Source organism: Kitasatospora sp. NPDC053308 (assembly GCF_055585785.1).
On the sequence record NZ_JBVJJY010000008.1, the window covers coordinates 293,429 to 315,563 of the forward strand.

Annotated in this window: 19 protein-coding genes; 14 read left to right on the forward strand and 5 right to left on the reverse strand. The window is 75.1% G+C overall.

Annotation, left to right across the window (positions count from 1 at the left end):
• The first annotated feature begins 129 nt into the window (after window positions 1–129).
• Window positions 130–633, forward strand: a complete 504-nt coding sequence (locus tag ACZ6Y7_RS20665) for an allene oxide cyclase barrel-like domain-containing protein (protein WP_465759343.1) — start codon at window positions 130–132, stop codon at window positions 631–633.
• Between the two features lie 192 nt (window positions 634–825).
• On the forward strand, window positions 826–2,397 hold the full coding sequence (locus ACZ6Y7_RS20670) for an AMP-binding protein (protein ID WP_465759344.1): 1,572 nt from the start codon (window positions 826–828) through the stop codon (window positions 2,395–2,397).
• Between the two features lie 187 nt (window positions 2,398–2,584).
• On the opposite strand, the gene ACZ6Y7_RS20675 is transcribed toward ACZ6Y7_RS20670, so the two are convergent.
• Window positions 2,585–3,544, reverse strand: a complete 960-nt coding sequence (locus tag ACZ6Y7_RS20675) for a GlxA family transcriptional regulator (RefSeq protein WP_465759345.1) — start codon at window positions 3,542–3,544, stop codon at window positions 2,585–2,587.
• Between the two features lie 84 nt (window positions 3,545–3,628).
• On the opposite strand from ACZ6Y7_RS20675, the gene ACZ6Y7_RS20680 reads away from it, so the two are divergent.
• Window positions 3,629–4,225 (forward strand): cysteine hydrolase family protein, encoded by a 597-nt coding sequence (locus ACZ6Y7_RS20680; protein WP_465759346.1) that lies wholly within the window; start codon window positions 3,629–3,631, stop codon window positions 4,223–4,225.
• Between the two features lie 112 nt (window positions 4,226–4,337).
• On the opposite strand, the gene ACZ6Y7_RS20685 is transcribed toward ACZ6Y7_RS20680, so the two are convergent.
• Together ACZ6Y7_RS20685 and ACZ6Y7_RS20690 are read right to left on the reverse strand one after the other, a co-directional pair.
• On the reverse strand, window positions 4,338–4,862 hold the full coding sequence (locus ACZ6Y7_RS20685) for a hypothetical protein (RefSeq protein WP_465759347.1): 525 nt from the start codon (window positions 4,860–4,862) through the stop codon (window positions 4,338–4,340).
• A 190-nt stretch (window positions 4,863–5,052) separates the two neighbouring features.
• Window positions 5,053–5,820 carry an SDR family oxidoreductase gene (locus tag ACZ6Y7_RS20690; protein ID WP_465759400.1) on the reverse strand — a complete coding sequence of 256 codons (768 nt, stop codon included), beginning with the start codon at window positions 5,818–5,820 and terminating at the stop codon, window positions 5,053–5,055.
• A gap of 118 nt (window positions 5,821–5,938) precedes the next feature.
• Here ACZ6Y7_RS20690 and ACZ6Y7_RS20695 point away from each other — a divergent pair, with 118 nt between their 5' ends.
• Window positions 5,939–6,871 (forward strand): sigma-70 family RNA polymerase sigma factor, encoded by a 933-nt coding sequence (locus tag ACZ6Y7_RS20695; RefSeq protein WP_465759348.1) that lies wholly within the window; start codon window positions 5,939–5,941, stop codon window positions 6,869–6,871.
• A gap of 102 nt (window positions 6,872–6,973) precedes the next feature.
• On the opposite strand, the gene ACZ6Y7_RS20700 is transcribed toward ACZ6Y7_RS20695, so the two are convergent.
• Both ACZ6Y7_RS20700 and ACZ6Y7_RS20705 read right to left on the reverse strand, forming a co-directional pair.
• Entirely contained in the window at window positions 6,974–7,495 is a 522-nt protein-coding gene (locus ACZ6Y7_RS20700; protein WP_465759349.1) for a DinB family protein, read from the reverse strand.
• A 52-nt stretch (window positions 7,496–7,547) separates the two neighbouring features.
• Window positions 7,548–8,123 (reverse strand): nucleosidase, encoded by a 576-nt coding sequence (locus ACZ6Y7_RS20705; RefSeq protein ID WP_465759350.1) that lies wholly within the window; start codon window positions 8,121–8,123, stop codon window positions 7,548–7,550.
• 317 nt (window positions 8,124–8,440) lie between these two features.
• Between ACZ6Y7_RS20705 and ACZ6Y7_RS20710 the strand changes: the two genes are divergently transcribed.
• From ACZ6Y7_RS20710 to ACZ6Y7_RS20755, 10 genes are all read left to right on the forward strand, one after another.
• Window positions 8,441–9,964: a hypothetical protein gene (locus ACZ6Y7_RS20710; RefSeq protein ID WP_465759351.1), complete on the forward strand. Its 1,524-nt coding sequence runs from the start codon at window positions 8,441–8,443 to the stop codon at window positions 9,962–9,964.
• Between the two features lie 21 nt (window positions 9,965–9,985).
• Window positions 9,986–10,939 (forward strand): glutamate ABC transporter substrate-binding protein, encoded by a 954-nt coding sequence (locus ACZ6Y7_RS20715; RefSeq protein ID WP_465759352.1) that lies wholly within the window; start codon window positions 9,986–9,988, stop codon window positions 10,937–10,939.
• A gap of 230 nt (window positions 10,940–11,169) precedes the next feature.
• Window positions 11,170–12,537, forward strand: a complete 1,368-nt coding sequence (locus ACZ6Y7_RS20720; protein ID WP_465759353.1) for a hypothetical protein — start codon at window positions 11,170–11,172, stop codon at window positions 12,535–12,537.
• A 5-nt stretch (window positions 12,538–12,542) separates the two neighbouring features.
• A complete protein-coding gene (locus tag ACZ6Y7_RS20725; protein WP_465759354.1) occupies window positions 12,543–15,242 on the forward strand; it encodes a serine/threonine-protein kinase in 2,700 nt (899 codons plus the stop codon).
• A gap of 3 nt (window positions 15,243–15,245) precedes the next feature.
• The gene (locus ACZ6Y7_RS20730; protein ID WP_465759355.1) at window positions 15,246–16,610 is read left to right on the forward strand and encodes a PP2C family protein-serine/threonine phosphatase; all 1,365 of its coding nucleotides are present in this window, start codon (window positions 15,246–15,248) and stop codon (window positions 16,608–16,610) included.
• 105 nt (window positions 16,611–16,715) lie between these two features.
• A complete protein-coding gene (locus tag ACZ6Y7_RS20735) occupies window positions 16,716–18,071 on the forward strand; it encodes a vWA domain-containing protein (RefSeq protein WP_465759356.1) in 1,356 nt (451 codons plus the stop codon).
• A gap of 73 nt (window positions 18,072–18,144) precedes the next feature.
• Window positions 18,145–19,374, forward strand: coding sequence for an FHA domain-containing protein (locus tag ACZ6Y7_RS20740; protein ID WP_465759357.1), 1,230 nt, complete (start codon window positions 18,145–18,147; stop codon window positions 19,372–19,374).
• 157 nt (window positions 19,375–19,531) lie between these two features.
• Window positions 19,532–20,449, forward strand: coding sequence for an ABC transporter ATP-binding protein (locus tag ACZ6Y7_RS20745; protein WP_402218350.1), 918 nt, complete (start codon window positions 19,532–19,534; stop codon window positions 20,447–20,449).
• The gene (locus tag ACZ6Y7_RS20750; protein WP_465759358.1) at window positions 20,446–21,591 is read left to right on the forward strand and encodes an ABC transporter permease; all 1,146 of its coding nucleotides are present in this window, start codon (window positions 20,446–20,448) and stop codon (window positions 21,589–21,591) included. The genes ACZ6Y7_RS20745 and ACZ6Y7_RS20750 overlap by 4 nt, the downstream gene beginning before the upstream one ends.
• Window positions 21,592–21,720: 129 nt before the next feature.
• Window positions 21,721–22,125 (forward strand): globin, encoded by a 405-nt coding sequence (locus ACZ6Y7_RS20755; protein ID WP_465759359.1) that lies wholly within the window; start codon window positions 21,721–21,723, stop codon window positions 22,123–22,125.
• Window positions 22,126–22,135: the final 10 nt, after the last annotated feature.

Here is a 22,135-nt window from a genome sequence, read left to right on the forward strand (position 1 = left end):
GCGACGGTCATGCCCGCGGGGTCATGACGTCATAGCGGGATTGGTCTTGGAAAGGAGCGGTCCACCGGTCGTAGCGTCGAGGAAGTCCGCACAGGAGATGCGGGAGACGCAGAACGAGGGGGATCCACCATGGTCACCGACGGACGCCGCACCGGGTACGTGACGGCCAGGAGGCTCGTCGCCGCCGCCCTGGCCACCGCCGCGATCGGGTTCGCCGCGGCGGGCACCGCGGACGCCGACGGCCCGCGAAGGGGTCACGTCGAGGTCCTCGAACTCACGGTGCGCAACGACCAGTACCAGGCCGTGGACCTCGGCCCGGCCGGCCCGAGCCTGGGCGACCTGGACGTCTACTCCGGCACCGCCGTCATGGACGGCCGCAGCGTCGGACGCGGGGGCGGGTCGTGCCAGGTCGTCCAGATCCACGGCGGCGACGTCATGGCACAGTGCGTGCTCACCCTGGAGGTCGGAGGCGGCTCCCTGACGGTGCAGTCGCTCTGGACGAAGGGGGCGACCGCGCCGCTCGACATGGCCGTCACCGGCGGCACGGGCACCTACGCCGGCGCGCGCGGCACCATCCGCTTCTGGGACATCGGCACGCCCGACGAGAGGGCGCGGGCCGAGATCCAGCGCTGACGTCCGCGGCCCCGGGCGCCACCGCCCCACCCGCGCGCGGGACGTCGGCCCCACCGACTTCCCGCGCGCCACCACCCGGACCACCCGCACCGGCCGCACCGGCAGGCCGGCCGACCGACCACGAGCGGCCCGTCGTCCGGCGCGATTCCATGACGTCCCGATCGATCCGAAGCACGAGGTTAGGCTGTGCCCATGGTTGCGAACGAAACCCGCCAAGTAGCCACCGGAGAAACGGAGTTCACCAGCGCTCCGGCCCTCATCCTGCGCTCGCTCGCCGCCGACCCGGCCAGACGGGCCGTCACCACCGCCGACGGCCGGGTGGTCACCGCCGGCGACTTCGCCGCCGCCACCTACCGCCTCGCCCGTGAACTCGCCGCCCGGGGCGCGGCCCGCGGCACCACCGTGACCCTGCTGACGGGCAACACCGCCGAGGCGCTGAGCGCCCGGTACGCCGCCGGACTGGCGGGTGCGCGGGTGGTGAACCTGTACGACGGCATGAGCGCGCCGACCCTCGCCGAGATCACCACGAGCGTCGACACCGCCCTCCTGCTCGTGGACGCCGAACGGTACGCGACGGCCGCCGAGTTGCTCCCGCTCGTCGACGTGCCGACCGTCCTCACCCTCGGCCCGGGCCCCGGCGCGCAGCCGTTCGGCGAGGACGCCCTCGCCGCCTCCGCCCGCCACCCCGCCGAACCGCCCGCCGTCCGGATCCGCCCGGAGGACGACCTCGGCATCCGCCACACCGGCGGCACCACCGGCATCCCGAAGGGCATCCTCAGCCTGCACGGCCCCTACCGGAGCGTCTTCGACCTCCAGTACGGCGGCGCGGACGCCGGCCCGCCCCGCTTCCTCGCCGCCACCTCCCTCGCCCACCTCGCCGGCCTGTTCTGCGACCTGACCCTGCACAGCGGTGGATCGGTGGTCCTCCAGCGCCGCTTCGACCCCGGCGAGGTCCTGGCGGCGGTCGAGCGCGAACGCATCACCGACCTCTGGGTCCTGCCGCCGCTGCTCCACGAGCTGCTGGACCACCCGGCGATCGGCCGCACCGACCTGTCCAGCCTGCGCCGGGTCTCCTACGGGGGCTGCGCCGCCTCGCCGGCCCGGATCCGCGAGGCGATCGAGGTGTTCGGACCGATCCTGATCAGCGGCTACGGCCAGTCGGAGGCGCAGAACATCGCCATGCTCGCCCCGCACGAGCACGACCGGACCGGGCACGACGGCCGGTTCCCGGTCGGCAGGCCGCTGCCCGGCGTGCAGGTGGCGATCCGCGCCGCCGACGGCACCGACCTGCCGACGGGCGCGCAGGGCGAGATCCACGTCCGCTCGGCCACCGTCATGGCCGGGTACTGGAAGCGGCCCGACCTCACCGCCGAGGTGCTGCGCGACGGCTGGCTGGACACCGGCGACATCGGCTACCTCGACGAGGACGGCTACCTCTACCTGGCCGACCGCGTCAAGGACACGATCATCGTGGTCGGCGGGCACGTCTACCCCAGCGAGGTGGAGGAGTTGCTCCTCACCCACCCGGCGATCGCCCGGTGCGCGGTCTACGGCGTGCGCGACGCCCAGGACACGGAGCACGTCCACGTCGCCGTCGTCCCCGCCCCGGGACAGCGGCCCGACCTGGCCGACATCCGCGCCTTCGTCACCGCCCGCAAGGGGCGGATGTACGCCCCGGAGGCCCTGCGCGTCCTGGACGAGATCCCGCTGACGGCCGTGGGCAAGCCGGACAAGAAGCTCCTGCGCGACTCCCCCGCGGCCTGAACCCCCACCCGACCGACGACCGCCCCGCCCCGACCCCTATCCCCAGGACCCCCGCCGAACCCCCGGAGGATCCCCACCGGACTTCACCCCACCGAGCGGTTTGGCTCAACGAACCACCACCCCACTGCCGAGAAGCCAGAAGGGGTGGCGGCGCTGAGGGCCGCCACCCCTTTCCAGCCCTCCCTCCCTAGCCCTCCTCCCGGCCGCGGAAGGAGCGGCGGTACTCCCGGGGGGCCACGCCCACCCGGGCGGTGAAGACCGGGCGGAGGGAGACGGCCGAGGTGAAGCCGCAGCGGGTGGCGATGGTGTCGACGGGGAGGTCGGTCTCCTCCAGGAGGCGTTGGGCGGTCAGGACGCGCTGATCGAGGAGCCAGCGGGTCGGGGTGGTGCCGGTGGTGGCGGCGAAGCGGCGGGCGAAGGTGCGCTCGGACATCAGGGCGGCGGCGGCCATCCGGGGGACGGTCCAGGGGGAGTCGAGGGAGGCGAGGATCTCGGCGCGGACCCGGGCGAGCGGGTCGTCGGCGGCGGGGGCCGGGACCGGGGTGGGGATGAACTGGGCCTGGCCGCCGGCCCGGAAGGGGGCGGTGACCATGGCGCGGGCGATGGTGGCGGCGGCCCGCTGGCCGTGGGCGCTGCGGACGAGGTGCAGGCAGAGGTCGATGCCGGCCGCGACGCCCGCCGAGGTCCACAGGCCGTCCCCGCCGGTGAAGAGGACTTCGGGCCGGACCGTCACCGCCGGGAAGCGGCGGGCGAGTTCGGGGGCGAGCGCCCAGTGGGTGGTGGCCTCGCGGCCGTCGAGCAGGCCGGCCTCGGCGAGGACGAAGGCGCCCGCGCACAGGGAGGCGATCGGGATGCCGCGGGCGCGGACGGCCCGCAGGGCGGAGAGGACGGCGGGGTCGCGGTCGGCGCCCGGGTCCTCGACACCGGGGACGACGACCAGGTCGCAGTCGGCGAGCGCGGCCGTCCCGTGGTCGGGAACGCGTTCCAGCCCGCCGCCGAGCCGTACCCGGGCGCCGTCCGGTCCGCAGATCCGCAGGTCGAAGGCGGGCAGCCCGGGCCGGGAGCTCCGGTTCTCCCACACCTCGCCGATCACGGCGTAGTCGAAGGCCCGGACCCCGTCGAAGATCAGACACCCCACGGTTCGCATGGCGGAAACCTATGGCAGGAACCTATCGATGGGTGTCGTCTCCGCCCCTCACGTCCAAGGGCCGCGGGCCAGCACGATGGACGCATGACGAACACCGACGCCTTCGACGCCCCGCTCACCCTCGACCCCGACGCCGTGCTGGTCCTGATCGACGTCCAGAAGGGCTTCGACGACCACGACTTCTGGGGCCCCCGCGACAACCCGCGGGCCGAGCAGCGGATGGCCGAGCTGGCCGACGCCTGGCAGGCCACCGGCCGCCCGATCGTCACCGTGCAGCACGCCTCCACGGCCGGGCCGCTGGCCAAGGGCACCCCGGGGTACGAGCTGAAGGACTTCGTCGCCGCGCTCACCCCGGCGCTGCACATCACCAAGACCGTCAACAGCGCCTTCTACGGCACCCCCGACCTGCACGCCTGGCTGCAGCGGCGCGGCGCCCGCCAGGTCGTGGTCACCGGGATCATCACCAACGTGTGCAACGAGACCACCGCCCGGATGGCCGGCAACCTCGGCTACGACGCGGTCTTCCCCACCGACGCCATGCACTCCTTCGACATGACCGGCCCCGACGGCACCACCGTCCCGGCCGCCGAACTGGCCCGCGCCACCGCGACCACGCTGCACGCGATGCGCTTCGCCAAGGTGGTGACGACGGCGGACGTCCTGGCGGCCGCCAAGGCCTGAACGGCCACGGCACGGGCGGCGAAGTCCGGACGCGGCGGACCCGGGCCGCCCCGGACTGGCCCGGCCGAACCCGACCGACCTGACCGACGCCGGCCGGCCGGGACCGGGCCCGCTACGCCGTGAGCAGCGGCCGGTACGCGTTCCCCTCCTTGGCGTTGAGCAGCGCGTACGACCCCCCAAGGCCGAGCGCGACCTCCCGCAGCCGCCCCAACGCCTGCTCCGCGGTGGGGACTTCCAGCCCGAGCGCGGCCGCGGCCGGGCCCCGGTCGGCGAGCAGTTCCGGGTCGTCCTCCAGGTAATCGGCGACGGCCTCGGCGTGCTCCCGCGCCGTCAGCCCCCGGCAGTCCCGCCAGAACGGCGCGGCCAGCAGCAGCCGGACCAGTTCGGGCAGCCCGACGGCCAGCAGGGCGGCGCCGCCCTCGGAGTCGGCGTACAGCACGGGCCGCTCCTCGCCGCCCTCGCCGCAGAGGAAGTAGGTGCCGCCGGCGCCGTCCTTGGCCACCACCTCCAGGGCCTCCCCGGAGGCGAGCACCACCTCCTCGACGTGCTCGTAGGTGCGGGAGGTGTCGAACTCGCCGGGCCAGGCGAGGTAGGCGCCGGCGACGGGGGTGGCGCGGATCGCGTCGAGGAGGGACATGGCGGCCACCCTACGGCGCACCGCCGACAGGACTACGGCCGATGGGAATCGCCGGGCACCGGCAGCGGTTCAGGCGGGCCGGGTTTCAGGCCTGCGGTTCGGGCCTGCGGTCCGGGCCGGCGGTCCAGGCCCGCGGTCCGGACAAGGCGGTCCAGGCCGACGGTTCGGGCCGGCGGTCCGGGCCGACGGTTCAGGCCGGCAGCCGTTCGGCCAGGTACTCCTCCCAGGTCCGCCGCCCGTGCTCGGCCCCGGCCAGGGTCAGGTTGTCGCCGGCCCGGTAGGCCCGCCCGACCTTGCCCGGGACCCGTACGGGCAGCTGCCGTCGGCGGCGGCCCCGCGCCGCCAGGTAGCGCCTGGTCAGCTCGCCCATCTCGTACACCGCGGGCCCGGCCAGGTCGGGCACCCGCCCGGCCGGCCCGGCCAGGGCCGACTCGACGAGCCGGGCGGCGACGTCACGCACGTCCACGGGTTGCCAGCGGACCCCGCCGGGGGCCGGGACGACCGGCAGCTTCGCCATCTTCTCGACCACCGTGAACGCCAGGTCGTGGAACTGCGCGGCCCGCAGGACCGTGTGCGGCAGTCCCGAGCCGGCCACCGCCTCCTCGGCCGCGTGCTTGGCCCGGAAGTAGCCGAGCGGGATCCGGTCCGCGCCGATCACCGAGATGTACACCAGGTGCCGCACTCCGGCCCGCCGGGCGGCGTCGACCAGCAGCCGGGTGGCGATGTCGTCGCCCTTCGGGCCGCCCGCGAGGTGCAGCACGGTGTCCACGCCCGCCAGCGCCGCGTCCAGCCGTGCGGCCGCCTCGGCCGGGTCGCCGAGCAGGTCCCCGCGGACGTACGTCACGCCGCCGGCGGCGGCCCGCTCCCGCCGGCTGAGGACGCGCACCGGGTGTCCGCCCGCGCGCAGCAGCGGCACCACCTGCGTACCGAGGGTGCCGGTCCCGCCGGTGACCAGCATCAGGTCGTTCGTCACGATCGTCTCCGATTCGCCCCGGGCGGGGAGTTGATCTCCCTGCCGCAGCCGTTGTTGGGTTGCTCCTGCTGCCCTGACCCCCGGCGACGAAGGAATGTGACACGTGGACGACACGGTGGACGCGAAATCCGCCCGGGCCGCGCGGTTCGAGGAGCACCGCCCGCACCTGAAGGCCGTCGCCTACCGGATGCTCGGCTCGATCAGCGAGGCCGAGGACGCCCTGCAGGAGGCCTGGCTGCGGTACGACCGCACCGACACCGCCGGGGTGGAGAACCTCGGCGGCTGGCTGACCACGGTGGTCTCGCGGGTGTGCCTCAACCTGTTGCGCGCCCGCGCCCAGCGGCGGGAGGAGCCGCTGGAGCCCGCCGGGCCGGACGGCGAGCCGGGGCCGCCGCGCATCCCGGATCCGCTGCTGCGGCGCGAGGGCGTGGCGGACCCCGAGCAGGAGGTGGTGCTCGCGGACTCGGTCGGGCTGGCCCTGATGGTGGTGATGGAGTCGCTGTCGCCGGCCGAGCGGGTCGCCTTCGTGCTGCACGACCTGTTCGCCGTGCCGTTCGACGAGATCGCCCCGCTGATCGAGAAGACGGCGGCCGCGACCCGGCAGCTGGCCGCCCGGGCCCGGCGCAAGGTGCGGGGGCAGGCGCCCGCGCCGGATCCGGACCTCGGCCGGCAGCGGGTGGTGGTGGACGCCTTCTTCGCCGCCGCCCGCAACGGGGACCTGGACGCGCTGCTGGCCGTGCTCCACCCGGACGTGGTGCTGCGCTCGGACGGCGGGGCGGTCATGGCCCGGCACACGGTGGTGCTCTCGGGCGCCGCCACGGTGGCCGGACAGGCCGTGCTGTGGGGCACGCTGTCGCCGTTCGCCCGCCCGGCACTGGTCAACGGCACCGCGGGGGCCGTGGTCATCGGCGACAACGGCCGGGCCCTGTCGATCATGGCGTTCACCGTCGTGGACGGCGCGGTCGTCGGGATCGACGTGCTCGCCGACCCGCAGCGGCTGGCCGCACTGGACCTCTCGGACTTCCGGGGCCAGTAGGACGGCGGAGAGGGGTGGGAGGCCGATCGGCCTCCCACCCCTCCGGCGGTCCTCGGCACCCTCAGCGCCCTCGACCCGCCCTCAGCGCGCCCCGAGTGGTGTTCAGCGCCCGACCGTGCCGTCCAGCTGCTCGCGGATGATGTCCGCGTGCCCGGCGTGCCGCCCGGTCTCCTCGATCATGTGGACCAGCACCCAGCGCATCGACGGCGCCTCGGCGTTCGGCCGCAGCGAACGGACGCCCGGGCGGTCGAGGTCCGCGCCGACGGCGGCGGCCACCGCGTTGGACCGGGCGATCGCGTCCCGGTAGGCGGCGATCTCCTCGGCCACCGTGGCGCCGTCCAGCGGGATGTCGTCGGACTCCCGGGGTTCCTCTCCCACTCCCTGGTAGGCCCACTCGAACCAGTTGAGTTCGACGACCGTCAGGTGCCGCACCAGCCACAGCAGGCTGGTGCCGGAGGCGACGCCAGGACGCCTGGCGTCCTCTTCGGAGAGCCCGGCAAGCTTGCCGATGACGGCCTCGCGCAGGTAGTCGAGGAAGCCCAGCAGGGTGGTCGGCTCGTCGGCGTTGAGGCCGGGCGGACGGTTGTCGGAGCGCTTGCGCGCGGGTGCGGTGTTCTCGGTCACCGCGCCACCCTAACGATCGGCCGGCCGCCGCCGCACCGGGTTTGAGGCGCCGTCACCACCCCTGCGCGGTGACCCAGGCGGCGAGGTGCCGGGCGCAGTCGTCGACCGACTCCCGCCAGGTCTGCGCGGCGCCCTCCCCGGCCTCGTCGCTGACGTGCTTGACCAGCCGCACCGGCACCCCGGCCCGGTGCGCGACGGTGGCCAGGGCGTAGCCCTCCATGTCGACGAGGTCGGCGTGCTCGGCGAGCCGGTCGCGGGCGGCCGGGTCGGAGACGAACAGGTCGCCGGTGGCCAGCACCGGTCCGTCACCCTTGCCGATCACCAGCGGGGGGCCGTACTGGTGCCCGGTGAGCTCCTGCAGGGTCTCGCTGTCGAGGTCGTGTTGGATCACCTGGACGATGTGGTGGGTGCCCTCCCAGCCGGGACTCAGCGCACCGGCCGTGCCGAGGTTGATCACCTCGGAGGGCTTCTCGCCCTGGGCGAGGACGGTGGCCAGCGCGGCGGCGGCGTTGACCTTCCCCATCCCGGTGAGCAGCACGGGCAGCCGGTCGTCCAGGTGGGCCGCCTCCTCGCTGACGGCGAGGACGAGCAGCGGACGGTCGGGCGTGATCGTTCCAAGCAGGCGCATGGCCCCATCGTACGGAGCGCGGGGGTGCCGCACCCGGGGGCGCGCGCCCACGACCGGGGGCCGCGCTCCGCCCGGTCGGCGGGAACCGCGCGGGGTGCGGGCCGCGTCGGACGGTTCGCCACCTCTCCGTACGGGCTCCGGCGGCGCCGGGCAGCGCCGGGCCACGGCGTGCGACGACGTGCGGAGGCGTGCGGGAACCGTGCACGACATGCTCAAGATCGGCGCAAGTCGGGTGTGGCCGGCGGGAGTCGCGGCCATACTGCTGCCATCGGCCGGGCCCCGGGGAACGGGCCCGGCTCCAGGGGAGGATGAGGCGGGTGGCGACACCAGTAGGCAACGGCGCACCGGGCAGCGGCGCACCGGGCGTCGGCGTCCCGGCGCGGCCGGAGCGACCGCCGGGCACGGTGGCCGTGACGGGCACCCCGGCGCCCGCGAAGCCCGGCGGCCCGCCGGTGCCCGGACGGGGTGGAGCGCCCGGACGGGGCGGGGCGCTCGCCCGGCGCCCGCGGGCGGCCGTCGTGACCGGCGTCCGCGCCCGGCTGGCGCAGGCCACCCGGACCGCGCCGGGCCGGCTGCGGCTGGCCGGGGCGGTGCTCGCGGTGCTGACCGTGGCCTTCGGGGCGCTCACCGCCTGGCAGCTGGAGACCAGGGCCCAGGCCGCGGACCGGGTGGTCTCGTACAGCCAGCCGCTCAGCCGGGACGCCGCCGAGATCCACCGCAACCTGGCCGACGCCGCCACCACCGCGGCGAGCGGCTTCCTGCTGGCCGGCGCCGAACCGGCGGACGTCCGCTCCCGCTACGAGCAGGACCTGGCCACGGCCGCCAAGCTGGTCGCCGAGGCCGCCGCCCGGACCACCGCGACCTCCCCCGCGCAGGGCTCACTCGCCCGGCTGAACCAGCAACTCCCGGTGTACGCCGGTCTGGTGGAAACCGCCCGGGCGGACAACCGGCAGGGCATCCCGCTCGGCGGCGCCTACCTGCGGTACGCCTCCGAGCAGATGCAGACCGTCCTGCTGCCGGCCGCCGCCGAGCTGGCCGCCGCCGAGGACGAGGAGCTGGCCCGCGACTACGCCGCGGCCAAGTCGGTCCCGTGGGGCGCGTACGGCCTGGCGCTGGTCACCCTGGCGGCGCTGGCCTGGGTGCAGCTGACGCTGTTCCGCCGCACCAACCGGGTGTTCAACATCGGGCTGCTGGGCGCCACCGCGGCGGTGCTGGCCGGCGCGCTCTGGCTCACCGTCACCGGGCTGGTCACCAGTGCGGCGCTCAAGCGCAGCGACACCGAGGGCGCGACACCGCTGCGGGCGCTCAACTCCGCCCGGGTCGACGTGCTGACCGCCCGTCTGGCGGAGAACCTGCACCTGGTCGCCCGCGGCTCCACCGCCAAGTACGCCGACCAGTGGACCAAGGCCACCGGGCACCTGGAGGGGGCCGCGGCGGAGGACCAGCCGCTGGAGCGGCGCTCCGGCTCGCTGCCGGAGGCCGTCCGGCTCGCGCCCGCGGCCGCCGGGCCGAGCGTCCGCGACGCCGCGGCCCGGTTCGACGAGTGGCGCGCGAAGCACGACGCGGCCCGGAAGCTGGAGGTCGACAACGCCGACTACCAGGGCGCGCTGGACGCGACCGTGTCGGCCGCCGCCGACGCGCCCACCGCCGACGCGGCGTTCAACGCCACCGACCGGGCGCTGGCCCGGGCCGCCGACGTCGAGCAGCAGCAGTTCACCCGGTCCGCCGAAGGCACCGGCGGGGACCTGCGCGTCGCCGCCGTCGCGGCCGCGCTGCTCGGCCTGGCGGCCGCGGCCGCCGCGCTGCGCGGCCTGGGCCGTCGACTGGCCGAGTACCGGTAACGGCAAGGGGGAAGGGGAAAGATGCGCAAGGGAACCGTACGCACCAGGGCCGCCGCCGCGGCGGCGCTGCTCGCGGCCGGCGCCGCGGTGCTCACCGGGGGCGGCCCGGTCGGCGCCGCACCGGCCGGGTCGGCCACCGCACCGGCGGCCGCGCAGCGCACGCAGGGGGAGCAGCGGGACCAGGCCGACTGCGACGTCTACCGGAGCGTCCCGCCGAGCACCGAGGACGGCCCCGCCGTGAAGGCCATCAAGGCCAAGCGGAGCCTGGTGATCGGCGTCGACCAGAACAGCTTCCGCTGGGGCGCCCGCAACCCGAACACCGGCCAGATCGAGGGCTTCGACATCGACCTCGCCCGGGCCATCGGCGCCGCCCTCATGGGCGACCCGGAGAAGGTGGTGCTCAAGCCGGTGGCGACCGCCGACCGGGTCGACGCCATCAAGAAGGGCCGGGTCGACCTGATCGTCCGCACCATGACGATCAACTGCCAGCGCATGCAGGACGTCGCCTTCTCCAAGCCGTACTTCAACATCAGCCAGCGCGTCCTGGTGCCCAAGGCCTCGCCCGCGAAGGACATCGACGAGGCGGTCAAGGGCAAGCGGGTCTGCGCCGCCGACGGCTCCACCGCCCTGAACGTGGTCAAGGACAAGAAGACCGCCGGACAGATCGTGACCGTGGAGAACCAGCTGGACTGCCTGGTGCAGATGCAGCTCGGCAAGGTCGACGCCACGGTGACCGACAACGGCCTGGCGGCCGGTCAGGCCGCCCAGGACCAGACCGTGCGGATCGTGGACGGCGAGGCGCAGCCGGAGGTGATCGGCGTCGCCATGCTGAAGGAGAGCCCCGACCTGACCGCCCGGGTCAACCAGGTGCTGGCCGACTACTACGCCCGCGGCGACTGGGCCCGTTCGTACGAGCACTGGCTCAAGCCGTACATGCTCAACGAGGCCGACCGCTACTGGCCGGGCACGCACTGAGGCATCCGGGGCGAGGATCCGGGGCAGGGGACGGAGGCGGAGGGAGCGCACGGGCCGGGGCGTTGACGCGGTCTTGACGCCCCGCGCCCGTTCCGCCCGAACGGTCACCGGCTAGGGTTCGGGACGATCACCGCGGGGAGACCGGTGGTGGGCACGGGGGTTGTCGTGGGATCACCCGGCTCGCGCGTCAGGCGCGCCGGGCTCGCACGCGAGGAAGGAAGGACACCGCGGTGGCGGCATCGGCTGGCCCGGTACTGAGCCGGGAGGAGGTGGACCGCGCGCTCGCGCGCCTCGGCGCGGAGCGGGACGCGGTCGAGTCGGCCCTGCTCTCGCTGCAGGACCACCCCGGCCTGCGGCTGCTGGACGGCGCCGAGTTGACCGGTCGCACCCTGGAGCGCTGGGCGGTCGCCGGGAAGGGCCTGCCGCTGCTCTGGGCGCTGTTCGACCGCTACTCCGAGGCGCTGGCCTCGGCGCGCGCCGTACGGGCCCGCAAGGCCAAGCCCGGCGCGCCCGAACTCGCCGAGCTGAGCGAGCTGTTGACCGGGGACGCGGTGACCGTCCCGGGCGGCGCGGTGCCGGACGGGCCCCAACTGCTGGGCGCGCCCGCCAAGCTGGTCGAACGGATCAGCCTGGACGCGCTGATGGCCCGGATGAACTCCTGGTACGCCACGGTGCTGGAGGTGGTCAGCGCCGCCGACGCGGTCTGGTCGGCGCTGCCGGCCCGGATCGACCTGCTGCTGGCCGAGCTGCACCGGGTGCGGACGCTGGCCGGGTCGCTCGGCGTGCGGGCGGGCGGCCACCCGCTGGCCGACGACCTGGCGGGGCTGGAGCGGGACCTCACCGAGCTGCGCACCGAGGTGCACGGGGACCCGCTGGCGCTGTGGCGCCCGGCCCGGGTGCCCGCCCAGCGCGGCACGGTCCCGGAGGGGTCGGCCTTCGCCGGCCCGGCCGGGGTGGTGGACACCGAGCGGTTCGACCGGGCCGGGCGGGCGCTGGACGGCGTCCGGGTGGAGCTGGAGGACCTGCTGCGGCTGCGCGACGAGGCCGAGGAGCGGCTGCAGGGCGTCGGCGACCTGCTGCAGCGGGCCGACGCCACGCTGGCCGAGGCCCGCCGGGCGCGCGGCGAGGTGCTGGCGAAGATAGCGTCCAGCGACGTCCCGGCGGTGCCCGGCCCGGCCTCGGCGCTGCGCGAGCGGATCGTCGCGGCCCTGGAGTTGCGCCAGGCCGGGCAGTGGGGCCGGCTGGCGCCGCTGCTGGACGCGCTGGAGGACGCCGCCGCCAAGGAGCTGGCCCGGGCCCGGCAGTCGCTCACCGAGGTGACCCAGCCGCTGGCCGTCCGGGCCGAGCTGCGCGGCCGGCTGGACGCCTACAAGGCGATGGCCGCGCGGCTGCGGGTCGCGGAGGACCCGGAGGTGGTCGAACGGTACGAGAAGGCGCGCTGGCTGCTGTGGAGCGCGCCGTGCGACCTGCGGGCGGCCGCCGCCGCGGTGGCCCGGTTCCAGCAGTCGCTGCGGCCGGCCCGGGCCGAGGCGGAGGCCTCGCAGGGTCAGGAAGCGGCCGGCCAGGCGCCGGTCGACGGACAGGTTCAGGGGGGCTGAGGTTGATGGGCGAGACGTGCGTACGGCCGGAGTGCTCCGGCAGCGGCAGCATCGACGCCGACGGTTACTGCGACGAGTGCGGCCTGGCCCCGGCGAGGACCTCCCCGGGCGCCCCGGCGGTCGCCCCGGCGGGCCCCACGCCCGGCTCCACACACGGCTCCACGCCGGGCCCCCGGACAGCAGGGGCCCCGGCGGCCGCCGGTCCCGGCTCGGCCTGCCCGCGCGCGTGCAGCGGCACCATCGACGCGGACGGTTACTGCGACGAGTGCGGCCTGACCCCGCCCGGCGCGGACACCGGCGTGACCCAGCCGCACGTCCCCTCCGCCCGGGTCTCCCCGGACTCCGGCCGCAGCGGTTCGGTCCGCTCGATGTCGGCCCGCACCGGCTCGGCCCGCTCGATGTCCGGCCGCTCCCGCTCGCACCGCTCGACCCGCACCGGCAGCAGCCGCTCGGTCTCGGTGCGCTCCACCCGGGGCAGCGCCAGTGCGGGCACCCGCAACCGGCTGGGCGCCGGCCTGGTCACCGTGCCGACCGTGGAGAGCGCCGACCCGTCCCAGGCGGTGCTGGCCGACCCGCAGGTGCCGGAGCGCAAGCGGTTCTGCTCCAAGTGCGAGGCCCCGGTCGGGCGGGAGAAGAACGGCCGCCCGGGCCGCCCGGACGGCTTCTGCACCAAGTGCGGCACGCCCTACTCCTTCACGCCCAAGCTGCGCCGGGGGGACCTGGTCGGCGGGCAGTACGAGGTGGTGGGCTGCCTCGCGCACGGCGGGCTCGGCTGGATCTACCTGGCGGTGGACCGGCGGCTCGACGACAAGTGGGTGGTGCTCAAGGGCCTGTTGGACACCGGGGACGAGGACGCGCTGGCCGCGGCCGTCGCCGAACGGCGCTTCCTGGCCGAGGTGGACCACCCGAACATCGTCCGGATCATCAACTTCGCCGAGCACCCGGACCTGCGCACCGGCTCGACCGACGGCTACATCGTGATGGAGTACGTCGGCGGCAAGTCGCTCAAGGACATCGCCAACGACCGCCGCACCCCCGACGGCCGGCGCGAACCGCTGCCGGTGGAGCAGGCGATCGCGTACGCGCTGGAGGCCCTGCCGGCCCTGGGCTACCTGCACGGCCGGGGTCTGGTGTACTGCGACTTCAAGATCGACAACGCCATCCAGAGCGGTGACACGCTCAAGATCATCGACATGGGCGCCGTCCGCCGCCTCGACGACGACGGCCCGATCTACGGCACCATCGGCTACCAGGCGCCGGAGATCGCCACCGACGGCCCCTCCCCGGCCTCCGACCTCTACACCGTGGCCCGCACCCTCGCGGTGCTCACCTTCGACTTCCAGGGCTACAGCACCACCTACCGGGACTCGCTGCCCGGCCCGGAGGACGTCGAGGTCTTCGCCCGGTACGAGTCGTACTACCGCCTGCTGGTCCGCGCCACCGACCCGGACCCGGCCCGCCGCTTCGCCTCCGCCGAGGAGATGACCGACCAGCTGACCGGCGTGCTGCGGGAGATCCTCGCCCTGCAGAACGACCGGCCCTATCCAGCGCTCTCCACCCTCTTCGGCCCCGAACTGCGCGTCGTGGACACCGAGTTGGTGCTGCCCACCGAGCAGGCCGGCCAGCTGCGGGTGGCCGCCCTGGACCCGGCCGCCGCCGCCCTCGCCCTGCCGATCCCCCGGGTGGACCCGGGCGACCCCAACGCCGGCTTCCTCGCCACCCTGCTCTCCCCCGACCCGGAGGAGGCGCTCGTCGCCCTGGCCGGCGCCCCCGCCGTCTCGGTGGAGAGCCGGCTGCGCGAACTGCGCGCCCTGCTCGAACTCGGCCGCCACCGCGAGGCCGAGGCCCGCCTCGACGCGCTGGAGCAGGACCACCCGGACGACTGGCGGGTGGTCTGGTACCGCGGACTGACCGCCCTGGTCGGGGCCGCCTCCGACGACCCGCCGAGCGGGCGAGCCACGCCCCGAGCCGAAGGGCGCGCCGGTGTCGAAAGGGAGAAGCGCGGGAGCGACGAAGGAGCGACGGAGCGCCGACCGTCGGCACCGGGTCAGGAGCGCCCGGAGGCGAGCGGGCGAGCCACAGCCTCCCTCAGGGCCGCCGCCGAGGCCTTCGACGCCGTGTACGACGCCTTCCCCGGCGAGGCCGCGCCCAAGCTGGCCCTCGCCGTCTGCGCCGAACTGCTCGGCGACGGCGGCGACGCGGCCGAGTTCTACCGGCTGGTGTGGGCCACCGACCAGGCCTACCTGAGCGCCGCCTTCGGGCTGGCCCGGGTCCGGCTGGCCGAGGGCGACCGGGCCGGTGCGGTCCTCGTCCTGGAGTCCGTCCCGGCCACCTCCAGCCAGTACACCGCCGCCCGGATCGCCGCCGTCCGGGCCCGGCTGCGCGAACGGGCCGCCACCGACGAGCTGGCCGCCGACCTCGACGCCTCCTCCGCGCAGCTGACCGCGCTGCGGCTGGACGACCGCCGCCGCGAGGAGCTCTCCGTCGAGGTGCTGGGCGCCGCCCTCGGCTGGCTCGGCGCCGGTTCGCCCGGCGCCCGCCGGGGCACCGAGCCGGTGGTGCTGGGACGTCCCGCGCAGGAGCGGGAACTGCGCTTCGCCCTGGAGCAGTCCTACCGGGTACTCGCCCGGTTGGCCGACCGGGCGGAGACCAGGATCGAGATGGTGGAACGGGCCAACCGTGCCCGTCCCAGGACGTGGGTGTAGCCGATGCCGCAGCAGACCGAGTGCCCGAGCTGTTCCGAGCCGATGGACCCGGAGGACGCCTACTGCGGCTCCTGCGGGGCCGGTCGGGACGGCCGGACGGCCCCGGGCGCGATGCCCGCCGGCTGGGCCGCCGCCCGCAGCGGGGCCGTACCGCAGCAACGGGGGCCGGTCTGCGTGCACTGCGGGCAGCCGCAGGTCACCGCGGACGGCTACTGCGAGGGCTGCGGCGGCGCCCAGCCGCGCCCGCGCGACCACATGGAGAAGGCGCTCGGCGGCGTCGCCGGGGTCAGTGACCGCGGCGTGCGCCACCACCGCAACGAGGACAGCTTCACCGTGGCGGCGACCTCGCTGCCCGGCGGCGAGCCGGTCGTGGTCGCCGTGGTGTGCGACGGCGTCTCCTCCTCCGACCGCCCGGACGAGGCCTCGGCGACGGCCGTCGACGCCGCCTCCGAGTCGCTGCTGACCTCGCTGGAGGCCGGCCAGGACCCGACTGGGGCGATGCGGGCGGCCATCGCCGACGCCGCCAAGGCCGTCGCCGACCTGGCGACCGACGGCGCCGGCCCGGCCCGGCCCGACCTCAACGCGCCCGCCTGCACCTACGTCAGCGCGATCGCCGCGGGCGGCCGGGTGACCATCGGCTGGGTCGGCGACACCCGGGCGTACTGGATCCCGGACGACCGCGCCGCCGCCGAACCCTTCCGGCTCACCCAGGACGACTCCTGGGCGGCCCGGATGGTCGAGGCGGGGCTGATGGGCGAGGCCGAGGCGTACGCCGATCCCCGCGCGCACGCCATCACCGGCTGGCTCGGCGCCGACGCCGAGGAGGTCGTGCCGCACACGCTCGACTTCACCCCGCACGTCCCCGGGGTGGTGCTGATCTGCACCGACGGGCTGTGGAACTACGCCGAGGCGGCCACCGACCTGGCGTACTACGTCCGGCCGGACGCCCGCACCGAGCCGCTCGCGACGGCGCAGACCCTGGTGAAGTTCGCGGTCGCCGCCGGCGGCCACGACAACATCACCGTCGCCGTGCTGCCGATCGATCCGCCGGCCGTCCCGGTCGAGGAGGCCGACCCGACCCCGACCGCGCTGGACCTGCCGGTCATCGCGGCCGCCCGGCCCGGCCCGGAGGACGACGAGGACCACGACCCGACCCTGCCGGACCTCCCGGTGATCGGCTCCCCCGCCGCCCCGCTGCCGCCGGCCCCGCCCGCACCTCCGGCGGCGCCCCCGGCCGTTCCGCCCACGCCGCCGACCGCGCCGCCGGCCGCGCCGGGCGGCCCGTCCACCGCACCGCCGACCGCGCCGCCGGCCGCACCGCCCGTCCCGCCGCAGCCGCCTCAGCCGCCGCACCCGCCGACGGCCTGACCGGCCGTCCGCGCGACGTCGCGGCAGCACGGTCCGCCGGCCCCGGCCGGCGGGCCCACCGTCCTGATCGCATCCACCCCTCATCCGACGGGAGCCGACCGCCCCATGGCAACACTGGCGAAGCCGAACCTGCCCAGGTTCGACGTGGAGATCTTCCAGAACGAGTACCTGGCCGACGGCGCCCGCGAGGTCAACGCCATCGTCACCGTCACCTCGACCGGCGGCGGCACCTCCGGCGGCCGCCCGCTCGGGATCACCGACGCCGGCCCGGCGGGCGCCGACTCGGCCGCGGCCGTGGTGCTCCTGGTGGACTGCTCGGGATCGATGGACTACCCCAAGACCAAGATCAACGGCGCCCGGGAGGCCACCGCCGCCGCCATCGACGCGCTGCGCGACGGCACCGCCTTCGCCGTGGTCGCCGGCACCCACGAGGCCCGCGACATCTACCCCGGCGACGGCACCCTCGCCACCTCCTCCCCCGCCACCCGCGAGCAGGCCAAGGCGGCGCTGCGCCGTCTCACCGCCGCCGGCGGCACCGCGATGGGCACCTGGCTGGCCAAGGCCGACCAGCTGTTCCTGACCCGGCGCGACATCGCCATCCGGCACGCCGTCCTGCTGACCGACGGCAACAACGAGCACGAGTCGGCGGAGGACCTCGCCCGCACCGTCGAGCGGGTCACCGGCCACTTCACCGCCGACTGCCGGGGCGTCGGCACCGACTGGCGGATCGACGAGCTGCGCACGATCTCCTCCGCGCTGCTGGGCACCGTCGACATCGTCGCCGAGCCGTCCGGCCTGGCCGAGGACTTCCGCTCGATGATGGCCGGCGCGATGGGCAAGCAGGTCGCCGACGTCGCCCTGCGGATCTGGACCCCGGCCAACGCCACCGTGAAGTTCGTCAAGCAGGTCGCCCCGGCGGTCGAGGACCTGACCGGCCGGCGCACCGAGGCCGGTCCCCGCGCGGGCGACTACCCCACCGGGTCCTGGGGCGACGAGAGCCGCGACTACCACGTCTGCGTCGAGGTCCCGGCGGCCTCGATCGGCAACGAGATGCTCGCCGCCCGAATCAGCCTGGTGCTGCCCCCGCAGGTCGGCGGCGGCACCCCCGAGGTGCTCGGCCAGGGCCTGGTCAAGGCGGTCTGGACGGACGACCTGGCCTCCTCCACCCGGATCAGCCCCCAGGTCGCGCACTACACCGGGCAGGCCGAGCTCGCCTCCTCCATCCAGGAGGGCCTGGAGGCCCACCGCGCCGGTGACGTCGACCGGGCCACCGCGAAGCTGGGCGCCGCCGTCCGGATCGCGCACGCGACCGGGAACGACGGCACCTACAAGCTGCTGCAGAAGGTGGTGGACGTGGTGGACCCGAAGGAGGGTACGGTTCGGTTCCGTAAGAACGTGAGCGAGGCCGACTCGATGACCCTTGAGACCCGGTCGACCAAGACGGTACGTGTGAAGAAGTGACCGCTGAAGACGTGACCGGGCCGGCACCCCGGCGCGACGCCGCACGGAGCCGGCCCGAAACGAGGGGGACCTGATGCCGATCTGCCCGAGGGGCCACGAGTCGCAGGCCGAGGACTGGTGCGACTTCTGCGGCTTCCCGATGACCCCGCCGGCCCCGACCCCCGGCGCCCACGGCGGCGCACCGGCCGGGTACGGGCCCGGGGCCGACCCGGGGCCCGGCGCGCCCGCCGGGTACCCGCAGCACGGCGGGGCGTCCTTCGGCGCGCCGCCGCCCCCTCCGCCGATGCCGCCGGGCGCCGTCCCGCCGCCCGGGGCACCCCAGCCGCCGCCCGGCACGGTGCCCCCGCCGGGCGCCTACCCGCCGCCGGGGGCGTACCCGCCGCCCGGCGCCGTCCCGCCGCCGGGGGCCTTCCCGCCCCCCGGGGCGCAGCAGGGCCTCACCGAGGGGCTGACCCTCTGCCCGATCTGCCGCAGCCCGCAGACCGGCCGGTTCTGCGAGGAGTGCGGCTACGACTACGAGCTCTCCACGCCCTCGCGCCGCCAGGCCCCGGCCGCTGGCCCGGCCCAGTCCGGTCCTGCCCAGTCCGGTCCCGCGCAGCCGCCGCCGCTGAACATCCCGGCGTCGTACGGCGGTGCCCCTCAGCAGCCGCAGGCCCCGGCGCAGCCGCACACCTACGGCTACCCGCCCTCCTCGCCCGCCGGGGGGCCGGAGGGGCCCACGTCGGAGGGCGCCTTCCCGGAGGCCGCGCCGCGCGAGGACTCCGGCCCGGTGTACGCCCGGCCGGCCGGTCCCGGTCCGAACAACCGCGGCGGTGACTTCGGCACGTCCTTCCACCTCGCGCCGCCGCAGTCGCAGCAGCCCCCGCAGGAGGCCCCCCCGGCCGAGCCGGTGCGGACCACCTGGATCGCCGTGGTCGCGGCCGACCGGGACTACTTCACCGACATGATGGCCCGCAGCGGCCCGGAGGCGGCCGGCCTGTTCTTCCCGCCGTACTGCCCCGAGCGCCGGATCCCGCTGACCGGCCGCGGCCAGCTGCGGATCGGGCGGCGCAGCCAGCACCGCGGCACCGTGCCGGAGATCGACCTGTCCGTCCCGCCGGAGGACCCGGGCGCCTCGCACCAGCACGCGCTGCTCGCCGAACAGGCGGACGGCAGCTGGGTGCTGGTGGACCAGGACTCGACCAACGGCACCACCGTCAACGGCGGCGCGGAGCCGATCGCCCCGCACACCGCGGTGCCGCTGAACGACGGCGACCGGATCCACATCGGCGCGTGGACGACCATCACGGTGCACCGGGCCTGACCGGTTCGTCGGGGGTCGGTCGGCGGCGACTGCGGCCGGGCCGGGCGGAGCTTCGACCTTCCGTCCGGCCCGGCTCCGCCGCGGTTTCCTCAGGAGATCCCCAAATCCACGCTCGGGGTGTGCATCTGAGGGCCCGGAAGCCCTACCCTCAGGGCACATGACTGCAGCGATATCCGCCGACGGCATCCGTCAGCGGTACGGGGATGTGCAGGCCGTCGACGGGGTGTCCCTCACCGTCGAGGCCGGCGAGTTCTACGGGATCCTGGGCCCCAACGGCGCCGGGAAGACCACCACCATGGAGATCCTGGAAGGCGTCCGGAAACCGGACGAGGGCCGGATCGAGCTGCTGGGGATGGCTCCCTGGCCGCGCAATCCGAAACTGCTGCCGCGCATCGGCGTGCAGTTCCAGGCCTCCGCCTTCTTCCGGAAACTGACCGCCCGGGAGACGATCCGCACCTTCGCGTCGTTCTACGGGGTCGGCCCCAAGCGGGCCGATGCGATGCTGGAGCGGGTCGGTCTGGCCGACAAGGCCGAGACCCTGACCGAGAAGATGTCCGGCGGCCAGGCCCAGCGCCTGTCGATCGCCTGCGCGCTGGCCCACGACCCGGAGCTGGTCTTCCTGGACGAGCCGACCACCGGCCTCGACCCGCAGGCCCGGCGCAACCTCTGGGACCTGCTGCGCGACATCAACGCCGAGGGCCGCACGGTCGTGCTCACCACGCACTACCTGGACGAGGCCGAGGTGCTCTGCGACCGCGTCTCGATCATGGACCACGGGAAGGTCCTGCACACCGGTGCCCCGGCGGCGCTGATCCGCGAGATCGACGACACCGTGCGGATCAGCGTGGCCTCCGGCCAACTGCCGCTCGAACGGGCCCGCGAGCTGCTGACCGCGGCCGGCGCCGACCTCGCCACCCTGGAGGACGACACCGTCTCGCTCTCCGTCTCCACCCGCCTTCCGGCCCCGGTGCTCAGCGTCCTGGCCGAGCAGAACGCGCTGCGCGGCCTCGAAGTGCGCGGCGCCACCCTGGAGGACGTCTTCCTCCAGCTGACCGGACGGGAGTTCCGCGCATGACCTCCACGACCTCCACCGAGCCGAAGGTGCCCGCCCAGCGGGGCGGTCCGGCCGGCGCCGCCGGCGGGCGGGAGCGGGTCAGCGCGTTCTGGAGCCTGTCCCGCGCGATGCTGCTCGGCATGAAGCGCGACCGCACCGCGACCTTCTTCATCCTGCTCTTCCCGCTGGTCTTCCTGGTGTTCTTCGGTGCCGTGACCAAGGGATCCGGCAGCCCGCACGCCAAGGTGGCGCAGGTCGGCGCGGTGAAGCTGTTCGACTCGATGCAGGGCGGCGAACGGACCGGGCTGAACGAGGTCCTCACGATCACCAGGACGGACGACGAGGCGGCCACGCTGGAGAAGGTCCGCAAGGGCGACTTCGACGCGATGATCAAGCAGGGCCCGGACGGCAGGGTCGAGCTGCGCTTCACCGCCGCCGACACCGTCCGCGCCGGCGCCGTCCAGGGCATCCTCAACTCGGTGGTCCAGAGCGCCAACCAGGAGGCCAGCGGGCAGAAGCCGGCCTACGTGCTGGACGCCCAGCAGGTCGAGGACAAGTCGCTCAAGCCGATCCAGTTCCTCACCCCCGGCCTGCTCGGCTGGGCCATCGCCACCGGCGCCGTGTTCGGCGCCGCGCTGACGCTGGTCAACTGGCGCAAGACCAAGGTGCTGCGCCGGCTGCGGCTGGCCCCGATCAGCGCGGGCACGGTCGTCAGCTCCCGGATCGTGGTGTCGCTGCTGACCGCGCTGCTGCAGACCGCCGTCTTCCTGGTCGTCGCCACGAGCTTCTTCGGGCTGAAGCTCACCGGCGACTGGTGGCTGGTCATCCCGCTGGTGATCTGCGCGACGCTCGCCTTCATGTCGATCGGCCTGCTGGCCGGTTCGGTCGCCAAGACCGAGGAGGCGGCCAACGGCATCTCGCAGATCATCGTGCTGCCGATGTCCTTCCTGTCCGGCTCGTTCTTCCCGCTGGACGGCGCCCCGGACTGGCTGAAGACCGTCTCCGAGGTCATGCCGCTGCACTACCTGGTGACCTCCGCGCAGTCGGTGCTCACCCGCGGCGGCGGCGTGATGGACGCGCTGCCGACCATGGGCGGCCTGCTGCTCTTCGCGGCCGTGCTCACCGGCGTCTCGTGGAGGCTGTTCAAGTGGGAGGACGCCTGACCGTCCTGCGCTGACCGCCCTGCGCTGACGGTTCCGCGCTGACCGTCCTGAGCTGACGGTCGGCCCCGACGGGGTCGTACGCCTTTGGTCCCGGTGTACGACCCCGTCGGCGTCTGCGACCATGGTCGGGTGAGAGAGATCCGGCGAGGCACGTTGAGCGAGGAGACCTTCTACGACCAGGTCGGCGGTGAGCCGACCTTCCGGCGTCTGGCGCACCGGTTCTACGAGGGCATCGCCGAGGACGAACTGCTGCGGCCGATGTACCCCGAGGGCGACCTCGGCCCGGCCGAGGAGCGCATGGCGCTGTTCCTGATGCAGTACTGGGGCGGCCCGCGCACCTACAGCGACCGGCGCGGCCACCCGCGGCTGCGGATGCGGCACGCGCCGTTCAAGGTCGACCGCGCCGCCCACGACGCCTGGCTGACGCACATGCGGGCGGCGGTCGCGAGCCTGGAGCTGGAAGCCGACCACGAGCGGCAGTTGCTGGACTACCTGACGTACGCCGCCGCCTCGATGATCAACACCGAGGGCTGAGCCCGGCCCG

Excerpts from the sequence above, each read along its gene's own strand:
- ACZ6Y7_RS20665 (WP_465759343.1), top strand. The coding sequence starts at position 130 with ATGGTCACCGACGGACGCCGCACCGGGTACGTGACGGCCAGGAGGCTC.
- ACZ6Y7_RS20670 (WP_465759344.1), top strand. The coding sequence starts at position 826 with ATGGTTGCGAACGAAACCCGCCAAGTAGCCACCGGAGAAACGGAGTTC.
- ACZ6Y7_RS20675 (WP_465759345.1), bottom strand. The coding sequence starts at position 3,544 with ATGCGAACCGTGGGGTGTCTGATCTTCGACGGGGTCCGGGCCTTCGAC.
- ACZ6Y7_RS20680 (WP_465759346.1), top strand. The coding sequence starts at position 3,629 with ATGACGAACACCGACGCCTTCGACGCCCCGCTCACCCTCGACCCCGAC.
- ACZ6Y7_RS20685 (WP_465759347.1), bottom strand. The coding sequence starts at position 4,862 with ATGTCCCTCCTCGACGCGATCCGCGCCACCCCCGTCGCCGGCGCCTAC.
- ACZ6Y7_RS20690 (WP_465759400.1), bottom strand. The coding sequence starts at position 5,820 with ATGCTGGTCACCGGCGGGACCGGCACCCTCGGTACGCAGGTGGTGCCG.
- ACZ6Y7_RS20705 (WP_465759350.1), bottom strand. The coding sequence starts at position 8,123 with ATGCGCCTGCTTGGAACGATCACGCCCGACCGTCCGCTGCTCGTCCTC.
- ACZ6Y7_RS20715 (WP_465759352.1), top strand. The coding sequence starts at position 9,986 with ATGCGCAAGGGAACCGTACGCACCAGGGCCGCCGCCGCGGCGGCGCTG.
- ACZ6Y7_RS20725 (WP_465759354.1), top strand. The coding sequence starts at position 12,543 with ATGGGCGAGACGTGCGTACGGCCGGAGTGCTCCGGCAGCGGCAGCATC.
- ACZ6Y7_RS20730 (WP_465759355.1), top strand. The coding sequence starts at position 15,246 with ATGCCGCAGCAGACCGAGTGCCCGAGCTGTTCCGAGCCGATGGACCCG.
- ACZ6Y7_RS20735 (WP_465759356.1), top strand. The coding sequence starts at position 16,716 with ATGGCAACACTGGCGAAGCCGAACCTGCCCAGGTTCGACGTGGAGATC.
- ACZ6Y7_RS20740 (WP_465759357.1), top strand. The coding sequence starts at position 18,145 with ATGCCGATCTGCCCGAGGGGCCACGAGTCGCAGGCCGAGGACTGGTGC.
- ACZ6Y7_RS20745 (WP_402218350.1), top strand. The coding sequence starts at position 19,532 with ATGACTGCAGCGATATCCGCCGACGGCATCCGTCAGCGGTACGGGGAT.
- ACZ6Y7_RS20750 (WP_465759358.1), top strand. The coding sequence starts at position 20,446 with ATGACCTCCACGACCTCCACCGAGCCGAAGGTGCCCGCCCAGCGGGGC.